Source organism: Streptomyces sp. NPDC044064, assembly GCF_056434245.1.
Map to the genome: position 1 here is coordinate 131399 of NZ_JBWKFN010000023.1, position 17210 is coordinate 148608.

A 17210-nucleotide genomic window follows, 5' to 3' on the forward strand; every position below is an offset into this window, starting at 1 on the left:
GGCGTGTGTGCGGCCGATGGGAGTCGAACCCACATGGGCAAATGCCCCGAGGCACCTAAAACCTCTGCTTATACCATTCAGCAACGGCCGCGTGGCTGACCATGCTACCGGGGATGCGCGCGACTCCCGCCTCTGCACCAGGTATTGGTGATCGCGTGGCAGTTAGGACACAACAACCGCAGGTTCCCCCGCCGATCGTCGCTCCAGTCCCCGCTGATGTGGTCGACCTCTAGCGTCATAGGCCTGCCGAGCCACTCGGGGCCGACCCCGCATTCGGCGCATGCCTCCGGCTCGCCGACTTCCGCGAGCGCCCTGCGCAGGAGATGGGTTCTCGTCCGACGGGTGCCGTCATGCTGGATCAGGATGTCCGCAGCACGCCTGCGTGGCACAGGGCCTGGACGCCCTCGCTGATGCGCCTGCCCTAGGAAGTGAGAGGTGTCGAGATCGTCCTCCGTCACCCAGTGAAGGATCAGGGTGCGCAGTCTGCTGTTGTAAGGCTCCATTCCCAGAGCGCGGAGCGTATCCGCGATGGAGGTCGCCTCCTCGACCGCACGGCGCAACACGTCGGCGGCTGGTTTGGCCGGTACCGTACTCGCTCGCCTCTGCCGGGGCATGTGGGAGACGTCGATCCCGAAGTGGTCGAAGCGCCGGAAGAGGTGGCACCGAAGGTTGCCATAAGGCTTGGTACCGAAGAAGGCGATGACCTCGTCGATGTCGGAACACTGAGCGGCGGCTGCGGCCAGTCGCTCGCGTGTGTACTGCACGCCGCTGCTCATGCTGCCCCGCCCATGGGACGCCCCTTCCCACGCCCCCGGTAATCGTCCGTCACCGAGTGGCAGTTGGGGCAGAGGAAGCGCAGGTTCTCGATGCGGTTGTCCCGCCAGTTGCCGTCGATATGGTCGACCTCCAGCGGAAGCGGACGACCTCGCCAGATCGCCTCCGTGCCGCAGAGGGCGCATCGCTCCGGTACGCCCAAGGTCGTCATCGCCCACTTGAGGCGGTCGCTCTGGATGCGTCGGCCGTGTTCGGGCGGCTGCTCGACGAGCAAGCGATCGGGCGTCCGGGGCCGTCGCGCCTCGCCGCGCCGGGTAGGCACCTGGAAGTGCGAGGTATCGATCCCGTACGCCTTGATCCGCCGGCTGATGTGCGTGTGGTGACCACCGACCACCTCCAGCCCGAGCCGTCGGAGCACCTCGCACATGTTCGTGGAGGCGGCCACCGCCTGCTCAAGCACCTCCCGCGTCCACTTCACCCCCTCCCGCTCGAAGTGCGAGACATCCACTCCCAGCTTCCTCATCCGCCCGAGCACATACCGCCGCTTCGAACTCTTCGGATCCACCCCCAGCCGCTCCAGCGCCTCCGACAACGTCCGCGCCCCCCGAGCCGCCTCCTCCAGCCGCTCCTTGCTGTACGCACTGGCCCCCATCGAGCCCCCTCCGTCCCGGCTGCGCGTTCGCAGCTCGTACGGAGTAACGAACCGTTTATCGGACAGTCACGCACGGAATGGGAACGGCCCGCGCCGGGGTATTCCGGTGCGGGCCGTCTGGCACGAGAAGGGTGCCGCGGGGAGTCAGATCCCCAGGTCCTTGATGATCTTGGCGACGTGGCCGGTGGCCTTGACGTTGTAGAGGGCTCGTTCGACCTTGCCCTCCTCGTCGACGACCACCGTGGAGCGGATGACGCCGACGACGGTCTTGCCGTAGAGCTTCTTCTCGCCGAAAGCGCCGTAGGCCTCCAGGACCTTCTTGTCGGGGTCGCCCACCAGCGTGACCTTCAGGGACTCCTTCTCGCGGAACTTGGCCAGCTTCTCGGGCTTGTCGGGGGAGACACCGATGACGTCGTAGCCGGCGGAGGCCAGGACCTCGAGGTTGTCCGTGAAGTCGCAGGCCTGCTTGGTGCAGCCCGGAGTCAGGGCCGCGGGGTAGAAGTAGACGATGACCTTGCGGCCCTTGTGGTCCGACAGGGACACCTCGTTGCCGTCGGCGTCGGGGAGGGTGAAGGCGGGGGCCACGTCACCGGGCTGGAGTCGCTCGCTCATCGGTCCAGCGTAACGGGGGGCGTTGCGGCGCGGTGGCGGCCGGAGCTGACAGACTGTCCGGGACAGCATCAGGAGACTTCGGAGGCCGTACGGTGGCGGACACGTCGGACACCAGAACCCCGGCGCAGATCGAGGCGGACATCAAGCGCCGTCGCGACGTGCTGGCCGAGACGCTCGACGAGATCGGGGTGCGGGTGCATCCGCAGACGATCGTCGCGGACGCCAAGGCCAAGGTCGTCGCCAATATCGATCACACGGTCGGGCGGGCCTACGTCCAGGTCAACCGGGTGGTGAGTGAGGTGCGGGCACAGTTCGTGGACGAGGAGGGCGCGCCGCGGCTCGAGCGGGTCGTGCCCGTCGCGCTGGTCGTCGTCGGGGTCGTGGGCCTGCTCGCGGTGGGCTCGCGGCGGCGTAAGCGCTGACCAGGGCGGAGACGAGTGGGTGGCCCGGGGTCGTACGAGTCCGTCCGAGGCAGGTAGGTTCGAGGCGTGAGCGCCAACAGAAACGAGCACAGCAACCCTCAGCACGACAAGCTGCCCATCCGGATGCTGCACGACCGGGTTCTCGTGCGGCAGGACGCCGGTGAGGGCGAGCGGCGGTCGGGCGGCGGCATCCTGATTCCCGCGACCGCGGCGGTCGGGCGGCGGCTGGCCTGGGCGGAGGTCGTCGCGGTGGGTCAGAACGTACGGACCGTGGAGCCCGGTGACCGGGTTCTGTTCGATCCGGAGGACCGGGCCGAGGTCGAGGTGCGGGGTGTGGCGTACGTGCTCATGCGGGAGCGTGATCTGCACGCGGTGGCCGCCGACCGGTTCGAGGGCGGCGAGGACTCCACGGGCCTGTATCTCTGATCAGAGGCATCTCTGGCCGGAAGTATCTCTGGCCGGAAGCCGAGAAGGGGCTGGTGACGGTTGTCACCAGCCCCTTTGTCGTTGCTTTGCTATGTTCGAAGGAGCCCGACGAGACGCGCCGTACCGGGATGCAGGCAAAGACGACGCACCGCAGAGAGTCGTCCGTTCGTCTCGGAGGTGTGTTGTCGTGGCCTGGGTGCTGCTTGTCGTGGCCGGTCTGCTCGAGGTCGGCTGGTCGATCGGGATGAAGTACACCGACGGGTTCACGCGGGTCGTGCCCAGTGTGCTCACCGGTGCCGGGATCGTCGCCAGCATGGTGCTGCTGTCCTACGCCGCCAAGTCGCTTCCGATCGGTACCGCCTACGGCGTGTGGGTGGGGATCGGGGCGGCCGGGGCGGCGGTGCTCGGCATGGTGGTGCTGGGTGAGCCGGTCACCGCCGCCCGGATCTTCTTCGTCTGTCTGCTGCTGGTCGCCGTCGTGGGGCTGAAGGCGACCAGCGGTCACTGACGCCGCTTCCTAGGGTTGGCCTCCGGCGTCGCCGGTGGTGCCTGTGGTGCCACCGGGTGTGCCGCCGCCGGTGGTCGTGCCGCCGGCGGGTGTGCCTCCGCCGGTGGTCGTGTCACCGGCCGTGGTGCCGCCGGCCGTGTCGCCCCCTGTGGTGTCGCCGCCGGTGGTGGTCGTACCGCCGCCGTCCGTGGTGGTGCCGCCGCCGGGGGTGCCTCCGGTGTCCTGGCCGCCGGTGTCCTGGCCGCCGGTGGTGGTGCCGTTGGTGGGGGTGCCGGTCGGGCCGCCGTTGTCGTGGCCGCCGGTGGTGGTGGCGCCGCCGGTGTCCTGGCCGCCGGTGGTGGTGGCACTGTTGGTCGGGGCCTGCGTGCCGGGTGCCTGGACGTCGGCGCCCTGCTGCAGCTGGAGGTCGAAGTCGGTGGCCGGCTTGCCCTTGAGGGCGTCCTTGGTGAACTGGGCCCAGATCTGGGTGGGCGCGCCGCCGCCGTTGATGCGCGGCAGGCCCATGGCGCCGTACAGCGGCTTGTGGGCCGCGGTGACCGGGTCCTGGCCCATGACGGAGACGACGGTGGCGAGGTCGGGGGTGTAGCCCGCGAACCAGGCGGCGGTGTCCTCCTCGGCGGTGCCGGTCTTGCCGGCGGCGGGGCGGCCGGCGGCCTGGGCGGCGGTGGCGGTGCCGGACTGGACCACGCTCTGCAGGATGGAGGTGGTGGTGTCGGCGGCCTCGCGGCTGACGGCCTGCTTGACGGACTTGTCGGGGAGCGTGACCTCGTCGGTGCCGGCCTTGGTGATCTTCTCGATCATCGTGTACGTGCCGTGCTTGCCGTGGTTGGCGAGGGTCGCGTACGACTCCGCCATGTCCAGGACGCTGGCGGTGGCGGTGCCGAGGGCGATGGACGGGTAGGGCTGGAGGTCCTTGGTGTCGGCGGGGACGCCGAGGGCCACGGCGGTCTGCTTGACCTTGGACGGGCCGACGTCGACGGCCATCTGCGCGTACACGGAGTTCACCGACAGGTCGGTGGCCTTGCGGACGGTGATGTCGCCGTAGGACTTGGAGTCCTCGTTCTCGGGGGCGTAGGGGCCGCCGCTCCAGCCCTGGACGGGCCGCTTGTTGGTGCCGTCGTAGTAGGTGTTCGGGGTGATGGTCTGGCCGTCCTGGGTGGTCGAGCCGTTCTGGACCGCGGAGGTGAACACGAACGGCTTGAAGGTGGAGCCGACCTGGAAGTCACCGCGGGTGGCGCCGTTGGTGTACTGCTTCACGTAGTCGACGCCGCCGTACATGGCGACGACCTTGCCGGTCTTGGGGTCGACGGAGGCGCCGCCGGCACGGACGGCGTTGTCGACCTTGTTGTTCTTCTTGTCCAGCTTGGACATCAGCTGGTCGTCGACGGCCTTGACGAAGGCGTCCTGCTTGTCCTTCTGGATGGTGGTGGTGATGCGGTAGCCGCCCAGGGCCAGCTTGTCGGGGTCGATGATGTTGTTGGTGGTCAGGTAGTGCTTGACCGCCTCTACGAGGTAGCCGCGCTGGCCGGAGAGGCCGGTGGAGATGGTCTGCTCCTTCGGCATGGGGAACTTCATACCGGCGCGCTCGGTCTCGCTGAGCCAGCCCTTCGTGACCATTCCGTCCAGGACGTAGTTCCAGCGTGCGAGGGCGGCGGACTTGTTCTCGGGGTGGGCCACGACGTCGTACTCGCTCGGCGCGTTGACGAGGGCGGCGAGGTAGGCGGCACGGGCCGGGTCGAGCTCGGCGGCGTCCCGGCCGTAGTAGGCCTGGGCGGCGGCCTGGATGCCGTAGGCGTTGCGGCCGAAGTAGCTGGTGTTGAGGTAGCCCTCGAGGATGTCGGCCTTGGACTTGTTGCGGTCCAGCTTCATCGAGATGAAGAACTCCTTGGCCTTACGGGTGACCGTCTGCTCCTGGGCCAGGTAGTAGTTCTTCACGTACTGCTGGGTGATCGTCGAGCCGGACTGCCTGCCCTTGCCGGTGGCGGTGTTCCAGGCGGCGCGGAGCATGGCCTTGGGGTCGACGGCGGACTCGGTGTAGAAGTCGCGGTCCTCGGCTGCCAGGACGGCGTGCTGGGCGTCCTTGGAGACCTGGGAGAGGTCGACGTTCTCGCGGTTGATCGTGCCGTCGCGGGCGAGCTGGGAGCCGTCGGCGTAGAGGTAGACGTTGCTCTGCTTGGTGGCGAGGGCGTTGGCCGGCGGGATCTTCACGAGCGAGTAGCCGAGGAAGAAGAGGCCGATGATCAGCAGGACGCCGATCACGAAGGTGCTGAGCACCATCCGCCAGGTGGGGATGATCCGCCGCCATCCGGTCCGCTTGGGCCGCTTGGGCTTCTTGCCCTTGCCGCCGCCGGGGCCGTCGGGACCTCCCGGGCCGCCGGGGACGCCGGGGACGCCGCTGTCGGCGAGGGGGGTGGGGGGCTCGTCGGGGGTCCGGGTGGTGGAGGTGGCGCGGGCGCCGGCCGCAGATGCAGCGCCGGCTGCGGCTCCGGCCGCGGCGGCCGGGGACTTCGGGGCGGCAGCGGCGGAGGTACCGGCGGCCATGGCGGCACCGCTCGCGGCGGCGGCCGCGGCGGCGGCGGCGCTCCCCTTGCCGGGCCGGTTCGACTGGGTCGGCCGGTTCGGCCGGGGCGACTGGCTCTGCTGGGTCGACCGACTCTGCCGGCTCTGCCGGCTCTGCTGGCTCTGCTGGCTCTGCTGGCTCTGCTGGGTCGACTCGGCCTTGCCGGGAGCCTTGACGCGGCGGAGGACCTGAGTGGTCTCGGCGGGAGCCGGAGCCTCGCCGGAGGCCTGGGAGGCGGCGGCCGCCTGGTTCCCCTCCTGGGAAGCCCGGGGTGCCTTGATACGCCGGAGGACCTGGGTGCTCTCCGCTGCGTTGGGCTGCTCGGACTCGTGCGAACCGTCGCCCGCCTGGGTCCGCCCGGACTGCTGGGGCACTGAGGCCCGCTGGGACGTCGTGGCAGAGTCGCCCTGCTTCTGGGGCTCGCCGGGCTTCGCCGGGCCCTGCGACTGCCCCGGGAGCCGCGACCCCGCGGACGCCTGGGAGCCCTGGGCCCTGTCGAAGGGGCGGAACTCGGCAGAACCCTGGGGCTTCTCGGCACCCTGGGTCTTCCCGGGTGCCTGCGACCTGTCGGACACCTCGGGCCTCTCCGGCCGACGGGACCCGTCGGAGCCCTGCTGTTCCACGGACGACTGGGGCTTCTGAGGCTGCTGGGACTCCTCGGCCTCCGCACCCACCTGGAGTCCCCGGCCTTCCGTCCTCCCCGCACGGCTCGCCTGAGCCGCCCGGCGAGCCCGCGCGGCCTGGTCGGAAACGGCACCGGCACCGGCACCGGCACCGGCACCGGCACCGGCACCGGCACCGGCACCCCGAACCGACCCGGCGGCCGGATCGGGACGGTTCTCCCCGGAGCCGTCCTTCTCGGTGGCGGTATCGCTGTCGGGCGTCTTCGGAGTCCGCTCCTCGCGGCCGCGGGTGGTGGACCCCGGCTCTCCGGACCCTTCAGCCGGCAGCGGTTCGTCCGGTGCCCCGCCCTTGGTGTGCTGCTGCGGCTGCGGCTCGTCGCTCATCTCGTGCACGGACTCCTGTTTCGCGTCGTACGTTTCCCGTACGCCTCGTACGCCTTCTGCGCCCCCGGTTTGAAGACTCTCGCACCTGGCGTTCCGTTCCCGGATTCCGGCACGCATCCGGGGCGGAAAATGCGTGGCCGGTCACCGGGCCTCCGGACTAGGCTCCTGCGCTTCGGTGTCGAGCGGTCCAGGGAGGTCGACTGGCGTGGGCGCGGGACGGTTGTACGTGGCCGTCGCGGCGGGGGGATTCAGACGGTACGCGACGTATCGGACGGCCACTGCGGCAGGGGTGTTCACCAACACGGTCTTCGGACTGATTCTCGTCTACACCTACCTGGCTCTGTGGGACGAGAAACCGCACCTCGGAGGCTATGACCAGGCGCAGGCGGTCACCTTCGTGTGGCTGGGGCAGGCACTGTACGCGACGCTGGCGATTCAGGGGGGCGGCTTCGAGACCGAGTTCATGGAACGCATCCGTACGGGTGAGGTCGCGATCGATCTGTACCGGCCGGCGGATCTGCAAGTGTGGTGGCTCGCGAACGATTTGGGCCGGGCGCTGTTCCAGCTGCTCGGGCGTGGGGTGGTTCCGTTCGCCTTCGGGGCGCTCGTGTTCCCGACGGCGCTCCCGGACGATCCGGGCAGGTGGCTGGCCTTCCTGGTCTCCGTGGCGCTCGCGATGATCGTCAGTTTCGGGATCCGCTACCTGGTGGCGCTGACCGGGTTCTGGCTGCTGGACGGCACGGGGGCGCTTCAGGCGCTGATGGTCCTCGGTATTTTCTGCTCGGGGATGACTCTCCCGCTGAACGCCTTCCCGGGGACGCTCGGTGAGGTCGTACGGGTGCTGCCGTGGGCGGCGCAGCTCCAGGTGCCCGCGGACGTGCTGATGGGCGAGGCGGACCCGCTGCCGGCCTTCGTCTTCCAGGCGGCGTGGGCGGTGGTGCTGCTGGCGGCCGGGCGGCTGGTGCAGACGGCGGCGGCGCGACGGGTGGTGGTGCAGGGTGGCTGAGTACAACGCCCTGGCCGAGGGGCTGCGCGCCTACCGGCTGATCTCCGGGATGTGGATCCGCTCCACGCTGACCTACCGGGTGTCCTTCGTGATGACCGTGGTCGGCGGTCTGCTGGTGACCGGTCTCGACTTCGTGTCGATCCTGCTGATGTTCTCGCGGGTCGACGCGCTCGGCGGCTGGTCGCTGCCCGAGATCGCTTTCCTGTACGGGCTGTCGGCGACCTCGTTCGGGCTCGCGGACCTGGTGATCGGTTCGGCGGGCCGGCTGGGCACCCGGGTGCGCGACGGCACGCTCGACACCCTGCTGGTGCGGCCCGCGCCGGTGCTGGCGCAGGTCGCCGCCGACCGGTTCGCGCTGCGCCGGATCAGCCGGATCATGCAGGGGACGCTGGTGCTGGGCTATGCGCTGGTCGCGTCGGACATCGGCTGGACGCCGGTCAAGGTGCTGATGGTGCCGGGGATGCTGGTCTGCGGCGGGGTGATCTTCTCCGCGGTGCTCGTGGCGGGGGCGGCCTTCCAGTTCGTGGCGCAGGACGCGTCCGAGGTGCAGAGCGCGTTCACGTACGGCGGCCAGACACTGTTGCAGTACCCGCCGACGGTGTTCGGCAAGGAGTTGGTGCGCGGGGTGACGTTCATACTCCCGCTGGCCTTCGTCAACTGGGTGCCGGCGGCCTATGTGCTGGGGCAGCCCTATCCGCTGGACGGCGTGCCGCAGTGGGCGGCGTTCGCGCCGCCGCTGGTGGCGGCGGTGTGCTGCGCGGCGGCGGGGCTGGCGTGGCGGGTGGGCCTTCGGTCGTATCGGAGTACAGGGAGTTAGCGGTGGACGCGTTCATCGAGGTGGCCGGGGTCGAGAAGGTCTTCGAGGTGCGCAGGAGGACCGGGTTCCTGAAGCGGGAGCGGCGGCAGGTGCGGGCGGTGGACTCGATCTCCTTCACCGTGGCGCGCGGTGAGATGGTCGGCTACATCGGCCCGAACGGCGCCGGCAAGTCGACGACGATCAAGATGCTGACCGGCATCCTGATGCCGAGCGCGGGCCGGCTGCGGGTGGCGGGTATCGATCCCTCGCGGGAGCGCACGCGGCTGGCGCACCGGATCGGGGTGGTGTTCGGGCAGCGGACGACACTGTGGTGGGACCTGCCGCTGATCGACTCCTACCGGCTGGCGCACCGCATGTACCGCATCCCGGACGCCCGTTACCGGGAGAATCTGGACCGCTGCGTGGAACTGCTGGAGCTGGAGCCCCTGTTGGACGTGCCGGTGCGGCAGCTGTCGCTGGGGCAGCGGATGCGCGGGGACATCGCGGCGGCCCTGCTGCACGATCCGGAGGTGCTGTACCTGGACGAGCCGACGATCGGCCTGGACGTGGTGTCGAAGGCGAAGGTGCGGGGCTTCCTGCGGGAGCTGAACGCCGAGCACGGTACGACGGTGCTGCTGACGACGCACGATCTGCAGGACATCGAGCAGGTGTGCTCGCGGGTCATGGTGATCGACCACGGGCGGCTGATGTACGACGGTCCGCTCGCCGGGCTGCACGAGGCCGGAGAGGGCGAGCGGACGCTGGTGGTGGACCTGGAGCGGGAGCTGCCGCCGATCGAGGTGCCGTCGTGCCGGGTGGTGCGGGTGGAGGGGCCGCGGCAGTGGCTGGCGTTCCCGGCGGGGCAGTCGGCGGCGCCGCTGGTGGCGGCGGTCGCGGCCGAGTATCCGCTGGTCGACCTGTCGGTGCGGGAGCCGGACATCGAGGCCGTCATCGCGAAGATGTACGCCGAGAAGGCGGTCTCTTAGGCGTCTTCTCGCCGGGCATCTCCTGGGCATCTCGTGGGCATCTCTTCGCGGGCATCTTCTCGTAGTCTTCTGCCATGACCGACGACGCAGTGCCGGAACTCCGTGCCTCCGACGCCGACCGTGAGCGGGTCTCCGAGGTCCTGCGGGACGCCCTCGCCGAGGGGCGGCTGGACATGGAGGAGTTCGAGGAGCGGCTGGAGGCGACGTACAAGGCGCGTACGTACGCCGAGCTGACGCCGATCACCCGTGACCTGCCGGCCGGCGGGGCCGTGGCGCCCGCCCCGGTCTCCTTCACCAAGGAGCCGGTGGAGAGCGGGAGTTGGGCGGGCCGGATCGTCGGGGGTGAGGGCTCGTCCACGGGGGCGGTGGCCGTCATGTCCGGCTTCCAGCGCAAGGGCCGCTGGACGGTGCCGAAGAAGTTCACCGCCTTCGCCTTCTGGGGCGGCGGCGAGATCGATCTGCGGGAGGCGGACTTCGCGGACCGCGAGGTCCACATCAACTGTGTGGCGATCATGGGTGGGGTGCAGGTGACCGTCCCGCCGGGTGTCGAGGTCGTCGTCCGCGGGATCGGTGTCATGGGTGGTTTCGAGCACCCCCGGGGCGACGAGCAGGCCGGGCCGGGCGCGCCGCGGGTGGTCATCGGCGGCTTCGCCTTCTGGGGCGGGGTCGGCGTGGAGCGCAAGGTGACCCGGGCGGAGCGGCAGCGGCTGAAGGAGCAGCGGCGCCAGGAGCGGCTGGACCGCAAGGAGCGGCGCGGGCTCGAGGGGTGATGCGTCCCCGGGGGTGGGGGCTGACGTCCCCGGGGCTCCGCCCCGGGCCTCGTCCGCGCCCCGCCCCCGGGAAGGCGCCTACGACGTGCAGACCTTCGTCAGTTCGCCCGCCGCGTCCGTCACCGGGCTGACGTCCGGCGTGTTGTCGCCGTTCTTGATCGCCGTACGGACGTTGTCCACGGCCTTGTTCAGGTTGTCGACCGCCTTGTTGACGTCGGCGTTGTCGGTCTTGTCGCCGATCTTGTCGAGGTTCTTGTCGATCGAGGCGAGGGACTGGTCGAGCTGCGTCGGGTCGTTCGAGGCGTTCTCCACGGCCTGCTGGAGATCGGTGACGCTGTCGGCGATGGAGTCGGCGGTCTGCACGCAGTCGAGGGCCTTGTTCACGGCGTCGCAGCCGGTGGTGAGGCCGGCGGTGAGCGCGGCGGTCGCTATGACGGCGGCGACGGCGGTGAGACGGCCTCGGCGTCGGCTGGCGGCCATGGTGGTGTTCCCTCCCCTGGTGGCTGGCCGGGCGCACGGTGGTGGTCGTACGCCCGTACCCATACGGACGTCGGGGAGCGGGCGGGGGTTGCCCTGCCGCACCCCCGAGTGTTGGTACGTCCTTTACTTTTCGAGCGTGGCGGCCAGCGCGGCCTTCTGGATCGCGGTCAGCTCGGTGCAGCCGGTGACGGCGAGGTCGAGCAGGGCGTTCAGTTCCTCGCGGGCGAAGGGCTCGGCCTCGGCGGTGCCCTGGACCTCGACGAAGCGGCCGTCGCCGGTGCAGACGACGTTCATGTCGGTCTCGGCGCGCACGTCCTCCTCGTAGCAGAGGTCGAGGAGGGGCACGCCGCCGACGATGCCGACGGAGACGGCCGACACCGTGCCGGTCAGGGGCTGGCGGCCGGCCTTGACGAGCTTCCTGCCCTGGGCCCAGGAGATCGCGTCGGCGAGGGCGACGTAGGCGCCGGTGATGGCCGCCGTGCGCGTGCCGCCGTCGGCCTGGAGGACGTCGCAGTCGAGGACGACGGTGTTCTCGCCGAGCGCCTTGTAGTCGATGACGGCGCGCAGGGAGCGGCCGATGAGGCGGGAGATCTCGTGGGTGCGGCCACCGATCTTGCCCTTGACGGACTCTCGGTCGCCGCGGGTGTTGGTGGCGCGGGGCAGCATGGCGTACTCCGCGGTGACCCAGCCCTCGCCGCTGCCCTTGCGCCAGCGCGGGACGCCTTCGGTGACCGAGGCGGTGCAGAAGACCTTGGTGTCGCCGAAGGAGACGAGGACGGAGCCCTCGGCGTGCTTGCTCCAGCCGCGTTCGATGGTGACCGGGCGGAGCTGTTCGGGAGTGCGGCCGTCGATTCGAGACATGGCCACGAGCCTATCCGGAGTGACGGAAGGGGCTCCTCCCACGGTGGGAAGAACCCCTTACAGGTGACCCCGGCTCGAACGGGGTCTCACATCATGTCTTCGATCTCCGCGGCGATCGGGTCGGCGTCGGTGCCGATGACGACCTGGATGGCGGTGCCCATCTTGACGACGCCGTGGGCGCCGGCGGCCTTCAGGGCGGTCTCGTTGACCAGCGAGGGGTCCGAGACCTCGGTGCGCAGCCGGGTGATGCAGCCCTCGATCTCCTCGATGTTGTCGATTCCGCCGAGGCCGGCGACGATCTTCTCAGCCTTGCTGGCCATGTTCCTTCTCCCTGATCCGAACCGCTTTGTCGCAGTAACCCACAGTTGGCCCATCTTTGCGAGCGGTCATGCCGTGCGTGCCGAAGGATGGCGATCACGACAGCGGAACCGTCCGCCAACTGGTCTACACCACAGCCGGTACGGTCGACAAACCGCGTCCGAGTCGAGCGGCCCGGGAGGACGTCCATGAGCGCCGACAGCACGGTCAGCCCCGCGCGCGCCCGCTGGCACAACCTCTTCCAGGGCCTGCAGAAGATGGGCCGCAGCCTCCAGTTGCCGATCGCGGTGCTGCCGGCGGCGGGCATCCTGAACCGGCTGGGCCAGCCGGACGTGTTCGGGTCCGACGGCCTGGGCTGGACGGACCTGTCGAAGGTGATGAAGGGGGCGGGCGGCGCGCTGCTGGACAGCTCGATCGGCCTTCCGCTGCTGTTCTGCGTGGGCGTCGCGATCGGCATGGCCCGCAAGTCGGACGGCTCGACGGCCCTCGCGGCGGTGGCGGGCTTCCTCGTCTACTACGGCGTGCTGCACCAGTTCCCGGAGCAGTGCCCGGCCGGCTCGAAGACGATCCCGGACGTCGGCTGCCAGGTCCAGGCAGGGACGGTGTCCACCTTCACGTTCCAGAACCCGGGTGTCTTCGGCGGCATCGTCCTGGGGCTGCTGGCCGCGTTCTTCTGGGCTCGCTTCCACCGCACCAGACTGGTGGACTGGCTGGGCTTCTTCAACGGCCGCCGGCTGGTCCCGATCATCATGTCGTTCGTCGCCATCGCCTTCGCGGCGGTGTGCCTGTGGGTCTGGCCGCCGGTCGGCGACGCCCTGGAGAGCTTCAGCCACTGGCTGCGGGACGCGGGGTCGTGGGGCGCGGGCGTCTTCGGCGTCGCGAACCGGGGGCTGCTCGTCATCGGCCTGCACCAGTTCCTGAACGTGCCCATCTGGTTCCAGTTCGGCAGTTACACGACACCCGACGGGAAGGTCGTGCACGGCGACATCAACATGTTCCTGGCGGGCGACCCGAACGCGGGCCAGTTCACCTCGGGCTTCTTCCCGATCATGATGTTCGCGCTGCCGGCGGCCGCACTGGCGATGACCCACTGCGCGCGGCCGAACCGCCGCAAGGAGGTGGGCGGTCTGATGCTCTCGGTGGCGCTGACCTCGTTCGTGACCGGCATCACCGAGCCGATCGAGTACTCGTTCATGTTCATCGCGCCCCTGCTGTACGTGGTCCACGCGGTGCTCACCGGGGTCTCGATGGCGGTGACCTGGGGGCTCGGGGTGCACGACGGCTTCAGCTTCTCGGCCGGTCTCATCGACTACGTCATCAACTGGAACCTGGCCACCAAGCCGTGGCTGATCATCCCGATCGGCCTGTGCTTCGCGGCCGTCTACTACGCCGTCTTCCGGTTCGCCATCACGAAGTTCGACCTCAGAACACCCGGCCGCGAACCCGAGGACCAGGTCGAGGACGTCACGAAGGTCTGACGCCCCGTCCGAGAAAGGCCCCCGGAACCGCTGGTCCGGGGGCCTTTCGGCGTCCCCGCAGACGGGCCCGGCGACCAGCACAGCGGGTAATCCCACGACAGCGGATTCACGGGTTCCTTATGCCGCCTTCATCGTGTACAACAGGTCTACACCACTAAGTGGTGTAGACCAGAGACGCTGCCGTCCCCTTCCATGGTTCCCGGGCGGCGCCTTGCCCTCCTGGAGGAACTTGTGACCACGGCCAGCGCCGCTCCCGCGGCGGAGAAGAAGAAGGGCGCCGGGGCGATGGCTGTGCTGCAGCGCATCGGCCGCTCCCTGATGCTGCCGGTGGCGGTGCTCCCCGCCGCCGCCCTCCTGGTGCGTCTGGGCAACACGGACATGCTGGGCGACCCGAACTACCCGGCGTTCCTGACGAAGATCGCCTCCTTCATGGCGGCCGGCGGCAACGCGATCCTCGACAACATGGCGCTGCTGTTCGCCGTGGGCATCGCGATCGGCTTCGCGAAGAAGTCGGACGGCTCGACCGCGCTCGCCGCGGTGGTCGGCTACCTGGTCTTCAAGAACGTGCTCGGCACGTTCACCGACAAGAACCTGCCGAAGATCGCGACGGTCGTCGACGGCAAGGTCCAGATGGTGAACGCCCCGGTCGACGCCAAGGTCCTCGGCGGCGTGGTGATGGGCATCGTCGTGGCCCTGCTGTACCAGCGCTTCTACCGCACCAAGCTGCCCGACTGGGCGGGCTTCTTCGGCGGCCGCCGCCTCGTCCCGATCCTGTCCGCCTTCGCGGGTCTGCTCATCGGCATCGTCTTCGGCTACGTCTGGCCGGTCCTCGGCACGGGCCTGCACAACTTCGGCGAGTGGCTGGTGGGCTCGGGCGCCGTCGGCGCGGGCATCTTCGGTGTCGCCAACCGTGCGCTGATCCCGATCGGCATGCACCACCTGCTGAACTCCTTCCCGTGGTTCCAGGCGGGCGAGTACCACGGCAAGAGCGGCGACATCGCGCGCTTCCTGGCCGGTGACCCGCACGCGGGCCAGTTCATGACGGGCTTCTTCCCGATCATGATGTTCGGTCTCCCGGCCGCCTGCCTCGCCATCGTGCACTGCGCCCGCCCGGAGCGCCGCAAGGTGGTCGGCGGCATGATGTTCTCGCTCGCGCTGACCAGCTTCGTCACCGGCGTCACCGAGCCGATCGAGTTCACCTTCATGTTCATCGCGCCGGTCCTGTACGCCATCCACGCGGTCCTCACCGGCGTCTCCATGGCGCTGACCTGGTCGCTGGGCATGCGGGACGGCTTCGGGTTCTCGGCCGGCGCGGTCGACTTCGGTCTGAACTTCGGCATCGCGAGCAACCCGCTGGGGCTGGTCGTGGTCGGCCTGTGCTTCGCGGTGGTCTACTACGCGGTCTTCCGCTTCGCGATCATCAAGTTCAACCTGCCCACGCCGGGCCGCGAGTCCGACGAGGAACTCGCCGAACTGCAGAAGGCCGAGGCCAAGTAGGCCGGCCCCGCACAACGTGAAGGCCCCCGGAGCCGTACTGGCTTCGGGGGCCTTCGCGTTGTCCGGGGGCGGGTCAGATCTCGTACGTGACCCGCGGCGCGGCCAGCTCCACCGGCCCCGCGAAGACCTCGCGCGCGTCCGCGAGGTTGACCTGCGGGTCCGTCCACGGCGGGATGTGGGTGAGGACCAGCCGGCGGGCGCCCGCGCGGGCCCCCGCCTCGCCCGCCTCACGGCCGTTGAGGTGCAGGTCGGGGATGTTCTCCTTGCCGTGCGTGAACGCCGCCTCGCACAGGAACAGGTCGGTGTCCCGGGCCAGCTCGTCCAGCGCCTCGCTGACGCCCGTGTCGCCGGAGTACGTCAGGGACTTGCCGCCGTGTTCGATGCGGATGGCGTACGCCTCCACGGGGTGCCGGACCCGCTCGGTGTGCACGGTGAACGGGCCGATCTCGAACGTGGACGGCTTGACCGTGTGGAAGTCGAAGACCTCGCTCATGGAGGAGGCGGAGGGGGTGTCGGCGTACGCCGTGGTCAGACGGTGTTCGGTGCCCTCGGGGCCGTAGACCGGGATCGGGTCGCAGCGGCCGCCGTCGTGACGGTAGTAGCGCGCGACGAAGTACGCGCACATGTCGATGCAGTGATCGGCATGCAGATGACTCAGGAAGATGGCGTCGAGGTCGTAGAGACCGCAGTGGCGCTGCAACTCTCCGAGGGCGCCATTGCCCATGTCGAGGAGCAGCCGGAAGCCGTCGGCCTCTACGAGGTAGCTCGAGCAGGCCGATTCCGCGGACGGGAACGACCCCGAGCAGCCGACGACGGTGAGCTTCATGAAGCAGAAACCTCCGTAGGCGGGAAACCGATGGGCGGGGTGCGGGGAGAGGGGTCGGGAAGGGGGCAGAGGGGGGTCGTGCGGTTTGTCGAGCGTAAGGCGCAAAAGGGCCGGTCGCTCCTCCGCCAGGGGCCGTTGTGGGCGAACTCACCTGTGCTGTCACCGGTTCGGCTGGACCGGGGGCGCAGGTAGCTCACAAGAGGGCGCGCGCCGCTGAGCGCACGCCGGTAACGTCGTCCGTATGGACACGTCATGGTGGCTGGCGCTCGCGGCGGTGGTGCTGCTCGCTCTGGTCGCCACGCTCGTCGACGGCTGGGGCCGGAGCCGCCGTCCCGGCGGGCGCCGGCTGCGGCCGCCCGGGCGCCCCGGCGGCCGGGCCCGGGTGACGACACGTCCGCACCCGGGGGACATCTGGTGGGCGAACGTGCCCTACGAGGACCGCGCCGAGGTGAAGGACCGGCCCTGTCTGGTGCTGGCCGTGCGCGGCAACCGGGCCACGGTCGCGAAGATCACCAGCAAGTACCACGACGAGCGCGCCGGGGTGATCCCGCTGCCGCCCGGCGCCGTCGGCGACGCCCACGGCCGGCCCAGCTTCCTGCAGACGGACGAGCTGCGGGAGGTCCCGGTGTGGGACTTCCGCCGCCGGGTGGGCGTGGTCGACCCGGTCCTGTGGGACCAGGTCAGACACCTCGCCGGCTAGCCGCCCGCTAGCCCACCGTCACGGTGGCCTTCCACTCCTCGATGCCCTTGCAGGAGACCTGGCCGGAGGCCGTGGGCTCGGGGCACAGCGGGCGGGAGGACGTCAGCTCGGTCTTTCCGGCCGCCACCGCCTGGTAGGCGGCGCTCGCGTCGCCCGGCTGGAGGACGAAGCCCGCGTTGATCGCCTTCAGGGCGGTGCCGCTCGCCGCGACCGGCTTCCAGGGGCGGCTCCTGGTCCCGTCGAGGGTGAGCCGCAGCTCGCCGCCCTTGGCCAGGCAGACGGTACGGCCGTTGTCGGCGGCGGTCAGCTCCACGTGGGTGACGCAGCCGCTGCCGGACGAAGGGGCCGACGCCGAGGGCGACACCTTGCCGTTGTCGCCGCTGCCGCTGCCGGTGTCCCCGCCGCTCTGGGAGCCGCAGCCCGCGAGCAGCAGCGCTGCCGCCGCGAGGGCGACGGTCGTCGTACGGCGCATGGGGGTCCGCCTTTCTGCCGTGACCGGCCGGCCTGCCGGTCGCCTGGTGCAGATGAGAC

19 protein-coding genes, 1 tRNA gene and 1 riboswitch are annotated in these 17210 nt (G+C 70.0%); of the genes, 10 read left to right on the forward strand and 10 right to left on the reverse strand.

The features are described 5' to 3' along the window. Positions 1-8: 8 nt before the first annotated feature. The 4 genes from AC07DS_RS32110 to bcp form a co-directional block, all read right to left on the reverse strand. Positions 9-91: transfer RNA gene (locus AC07DS_RS32110), tRNA-Leu, on the reverse strand. A gap of 13 nt (positions 92-104) precedes the next feature. Continuing rightward, the gene (locus AC07DS_RS32115) at positions 105-776 is read right to left on the reverse strand and encodes an HNH endonuclease (protein ID WP_479150982.1); all 672 of its coding nucleotides are present in this window, start codon (positions 774-776) and stop codon (positions 105-107) included. Then, positions 773-1426, reverse strand: coding sequence for an HNH endonuclease signature motif containing protein (locus tag AC07DS_RS32120; protein WP_479150984.1), 654 nt, complete (start codon positions 1424-1426; stop codon positions 773-775). Before AC07DS_RS32120 ends, AC07DS_RS32115 begins: the two co-directional genes overlap by 4 nt. 144 nt (positions 1427-1570) lie before the next feature. Further along, positions 1571-2038: a thioredoxin-dependent thiol peroxidase gene (gene bcp, locus AC07DS_RS32125; protein WP_479150986.1), complete on the reverse strand. Its 468-nt coding sequence runs from the start codon at positions 2036-2038 to the stop codon at positions 1571-1573. Positions 2039-2130: 92 nt separating this feature from the next. Here bcp and AC07DS_RS32130 point away from each other — a divergent pair, with 92 nt between their 5' ends. The 3 genes from AC07DS_RS32130 to AC07DS_RS32140 all read left to right on the forward strand — a co-directional run bounded on the left by AC07DS_RS32130 (position 2131) and on the right by AC07DS_RS32140 (position 3394). Then, on the forward strand, positions 2131-2460 hold the full coding sequence (locus AC07DS_RS32130) for a DUF3618 domain-containing protein (RefSeq protein WP_145882511.1): 330 nt from the start codon (positions 2131-2133) through the stop codon (positions 2458-2460). A gap of 123 nt (positions 2461-2583) precedes the next feature. Continuing rightward, the gene (locus AC07DS_RS32135; protein ID WP_385165896.1) at positions 2584-2886 is read left to right on the forward strand and encodes a GroES family chaperonin; all 303 of its coding nucleotides are present in this window, start codon (positions 2584-2586) and stop codon (positions 2884-2886) included. Between the two features lie 79 nt (positions 2887-2965). Beyond that, positions 2966-3036: riboswitch (guanidine-III (ykkC-III) riboswitch) on the forward strand. 37 nt (positions 3037-3073) lie between these two features. After that, complete coding sequence (locus AC07DS_RS32140) at positions 3074-3394, forward strand: DMT family transporter (RefSeq protein WP_381656435.1); 321 nt, start codon at positions 3074-3076, stop codon at positions 3392-3394. A gap of 9 nt (positions 3395-3403) precedes the next feature. Here the strand turns inward: AC07DS_RS32140 and AC07DS_RS32145 are convergent, their stop codons facing one another. Further along, positions 3404-6235 carry a transglycosylase domain-containing protein gene (locus AC07DS_RS32145; RefSeq protein ID WP_479151036.1) on the reverse strand — a complete coding sequence of 944 codons (2832 nt, stop codon included), beginning with the start codon at positions 6233-6235 and terminating at the stop codon, positions 3404-3406. Between the two features lie 931 nt (positions 6236-7166). On the opposite strand from AC07DS_RS32145, the gene AC07DS_RS32150 reads away from it, so the two are divergent. The 4 genes from AC07DS_RS32150 (at position 7167) to AC07DS_RS32165 (ending at position 10519) form a co-directional block, all read left to right on the forward strand. Next, positions 7167-7967: an ABC transporter permease gene (locus AC07DS_RS32150; RefSeq protein WP_479150988.1), complete on the forward strand. Its 801-nt coding sequence runs from the start codon at positions 7167-7169 to the stop codon at positions 7965-7967. 49 nt (positions 7968-8016) lie between these two features. Beyond that, positions 8017-8784 (forward strand): ABC transporter permease, encoded by a 768-nt coding sequence (locus AC07DS_RS32155; RefSeq protein WP_479151039.1) that lies wholly within the window; start codon positions 8017-8019, stop codon positions 8782-8784. Continuing rightward, positions 8742-9749 carry an ABC transporter ATP-binding protein gene (locus AC07DS_RS32160; RefSeq protein WP_479151041.1) on the forward strand — a complete coding sequence of 336 codons (1008 nt, stop codon included), beginning with the start codon at positions 8742-8744 and terminating at the stop codon, positions 9747-9749. The genes AC07DS_RS32155 and AC07DS_RS32160 overlap by 43 nt, the downstream gene beginning before the upstream one ends. Before the next feature lie 74 nt (positions 9750-9823). Then, positions 9824-10519, forward strand: coding sequence for a DUF1707 SHOCT-like domain-containing protein (locus AC07DS_RS32165; protein ID WP_479150990.1), 696 nt, complete (start codon positions 9824-9826; stop codon positions 10517-10519). Between the two features lie 78 nt (positions 10520-10597). On the opposite strand, the gene AC07DS_RS32170 is transcribed toward AC07DS_RS32165, so the two are convergent. The 3 genes from AC07DS_RS32170 to AC07DS_RS32180 all read right to left on the reverse strand — a co-directional run bounded on the left by AC07DS_RS32170 (position 10598) and on the right by AC07DS_RS32180 (position 12180). Then, positions 10598-10999 carry a hypothetical protein gene (locus tag AC07DS_RS32170; RefSeq protein ID WP_145882518.1) on the reverse strand — a complete coding sequence of 134 codons (402 nt, stop codon included), beginning with the start codon at positions 10997-10999 and terminating at the stop codon, positions 10598-10600. Positions 11000-11122: 123 nt separating this feature from the next. Further along, the gene (gene rph, locus AC07DS_RS32175) at positions 11123-11860 is read right to left on the reverse strand and encodes a ribonuclease PH (RefSeq protein WP_479150993.1); all 738 of its coding nucleotides are present in this window, start codon (positions 11858-11860) and stop codon (positions 11123-11125) included. A gap of 86 nt (positions 11861-11946) precedes the next feature. Then, positions 11947-12180: a PTS sugar transporter subunit IIB gene (locus AC07DS_RS32180; protein ID WP_328427381.1), complete on the reverse strand. Its 234-nt coding sequence runs from the start codon at positions 12178-12180 to the stop codon at positions 11947-11949. A 186-nt stretch (positions 12181-12366) separates the two neighbouring features. On the opposite strand from AC07DS_RS32180, the gene AC07DS_RS32185 reads away from it, so the two are divergent. Together AC07DS_RS32185 and AC07DS_RS32190 are read left to right on the forward strand one after the other, a co-directional pair. Next, the gene (locus tag AC07DS_RS32185) at positions 12367-13656 is read left to right on the forward strand and encodes a PTS transporter subunit EIIC (protein WP_479150996.1); all 1290 of its coding nucleotides are present in this window, start codon (positions 12367-12369) and stop codon (positions 13654-13656) included. Between the two features lie 231 nt (positions 13657-13887). Then, the gene (locus tag AC07DS_RS32190; RefSeq protein ID WP_479150998.1) at positions 13888-15153 is read left to right on the forward strand and encodes a PTS transporter subunit EIIC; all 1266 of its coding nucleotides are present in this window, start codon (positions 13888-13890) and stop codon (positions 15151-15153) included. A 73-nt stretch (positions 15154-15226) separates the two neighbouring features. On the opposite strand, the gene AC07DS_RS32195 is transcribed toward AC07DS_RS32190, so the two are convergent. After that, positions 15227-15979 (reverse strand): MBL fold metallo-hydrolase, encoded by a 753-nt coding sequence (locus tag AC07DS_RS32195; protein ID WP_479151002.1) that lies wholly within the window; start codon positions 15977-15979, stop codon positions 15227-15229. Positions 15980-16220: 241 nt separating this feature from the next. Here AC07DS_RS32195 and AC07DS_RS32200 point away from each other — a divergent pair, with 241 nt between their 5' ends. Further along, positions 16221-16679 carry a type II toxin-antitoxin system PemK/MazF family toxin gene (locus AC07DS_RS32200; protein WP_479151004.1) on the forward strand — a complete coding sequence of 153 codons (459 nt, stop codon included), beginning with the start codon at positions 16221-16223 and terminating at the stop codon, positions 16677-16679. A 7-nt stretch (positions 16680-16686) separates the two neighbouring features. Here the strand turns inward: AC07DS_RS32200 and AC07DS_RS32205 are convergent, their stop codons facing one another. Then, positions 16687-17151 carry a hypothetical protein gene (locus AC07DS_RS32205; protein WP_479151006.1) on the reverse strand — a complete coding sequence of 155 codons (465 nt, stop codon included), beginning with the start codon at positions 17149-17151 and terminating at the stop codon, positions 16687-16689. Positions 17152-17210 lie beyond the last annotated feature (59 nt).

What these genes read in the sequence shown, in the direction of transcription:
- AC07DS_RS32120 (WP_479150984.1), bottom strand. Translation starts at nt 1,426, where the DNA reads ATGGGGGCCAGTGCGTACAGCAAGGAGCGGCTGGAGGAGGCGGCTCGG.
- AC07DS_RS32155 (WP_479151039.1), top strand. Translation starts at nt 8,017, where the DNA reads ATGTGGATCCGCTCCACGCTGACCTACCGGGTGTCCTTCGTGATGACC.
- rph (WP_479150993.1), bottom strand. Translation starts at nt 11,860, where the DNA reads ATGTCTCGAATCGACGGCCGCACTCCCGAACAGCTCCGCCCGGTCACC.
- AC07DS_RS32205 (WP_479151006.1), bottom strand. Translation starts at nt 17,151, where the DNA reads ATGCGCCGTACGACGACCGTCGCCCTCGCGGCGGCAGCGCTGCTGCTC.
- AC07DS_RS32135 (WP_385165896.1), top strand. Translation starts at nt 2,584, where the DNA reads ATGCTGCACGACCGGGTTCTCGTGCGGCAGGACGCCGGTGAGGGCGAG.
- AC07DS_RS32165 (WP_479150990.1), top strand. Translation starts at nt 9,824, where the DNA reads ATGACCGACGACGCAGTGCCGGAACTCCGTGCCTCCGACGCCGACCGT.
- AC07DS_RS32200 (WP_479151004.1), top strand. Translation starts at nt 16,221, where the DNA reads ATGGACACGTCATGGTGGCTGGCGCTCGCGGCGGTGGTGCTGCTCGCT.
- AC07DS_RS32115 (WP_479150982.1), bottom strand. Translation starts at nt 776, where the DNA reads ATGAGCAGCGGCGTGCAGTACACACGCGAGCGACTGGCCGCAGCCGCC.
- AC07DS_RS32195 (WP_479151002.1), bottom strand. Translation starts at nt 15,979, where the DNA reads ATGAAGCTCACCGTCGTCGGCTGCTCGGGGTCGTTCCCGTCCGCGGAA.
- AC07DS_RS32180 (WP_328427381.1), bottom strand. Translation starts at nt 12,180, where the DNA reads ATGGCCAGCAAGGCTGAGAAGATCGTCGCCGGCCTCGGCGGAATCGAC.
- bcp (WP_479150986.1), bottom strand. Translation starts at nt 2,038, where the DNA reads ATGAGCGAGCGACTCCAGCCCGGTGACGTGGCCCCCGCCTTCACCCTC.
- AC07DS_RS32170 (WP_145882518.1), bottom strand. Translation starts at nt 10,999, where the DNA reads ATGGCCGCCAGCCGACGCCGAGGCCGTCTCACCGCCGTCGCCGCCGTC.
- AC07DS_RS32185 (WP_479150996.1), top strand. Translation starts at nt 12,367, where the DNA reads ATGAGCGCCGACAGCACGGTCAGCCCCGCGCGCGCCCGCTGGCACAAC.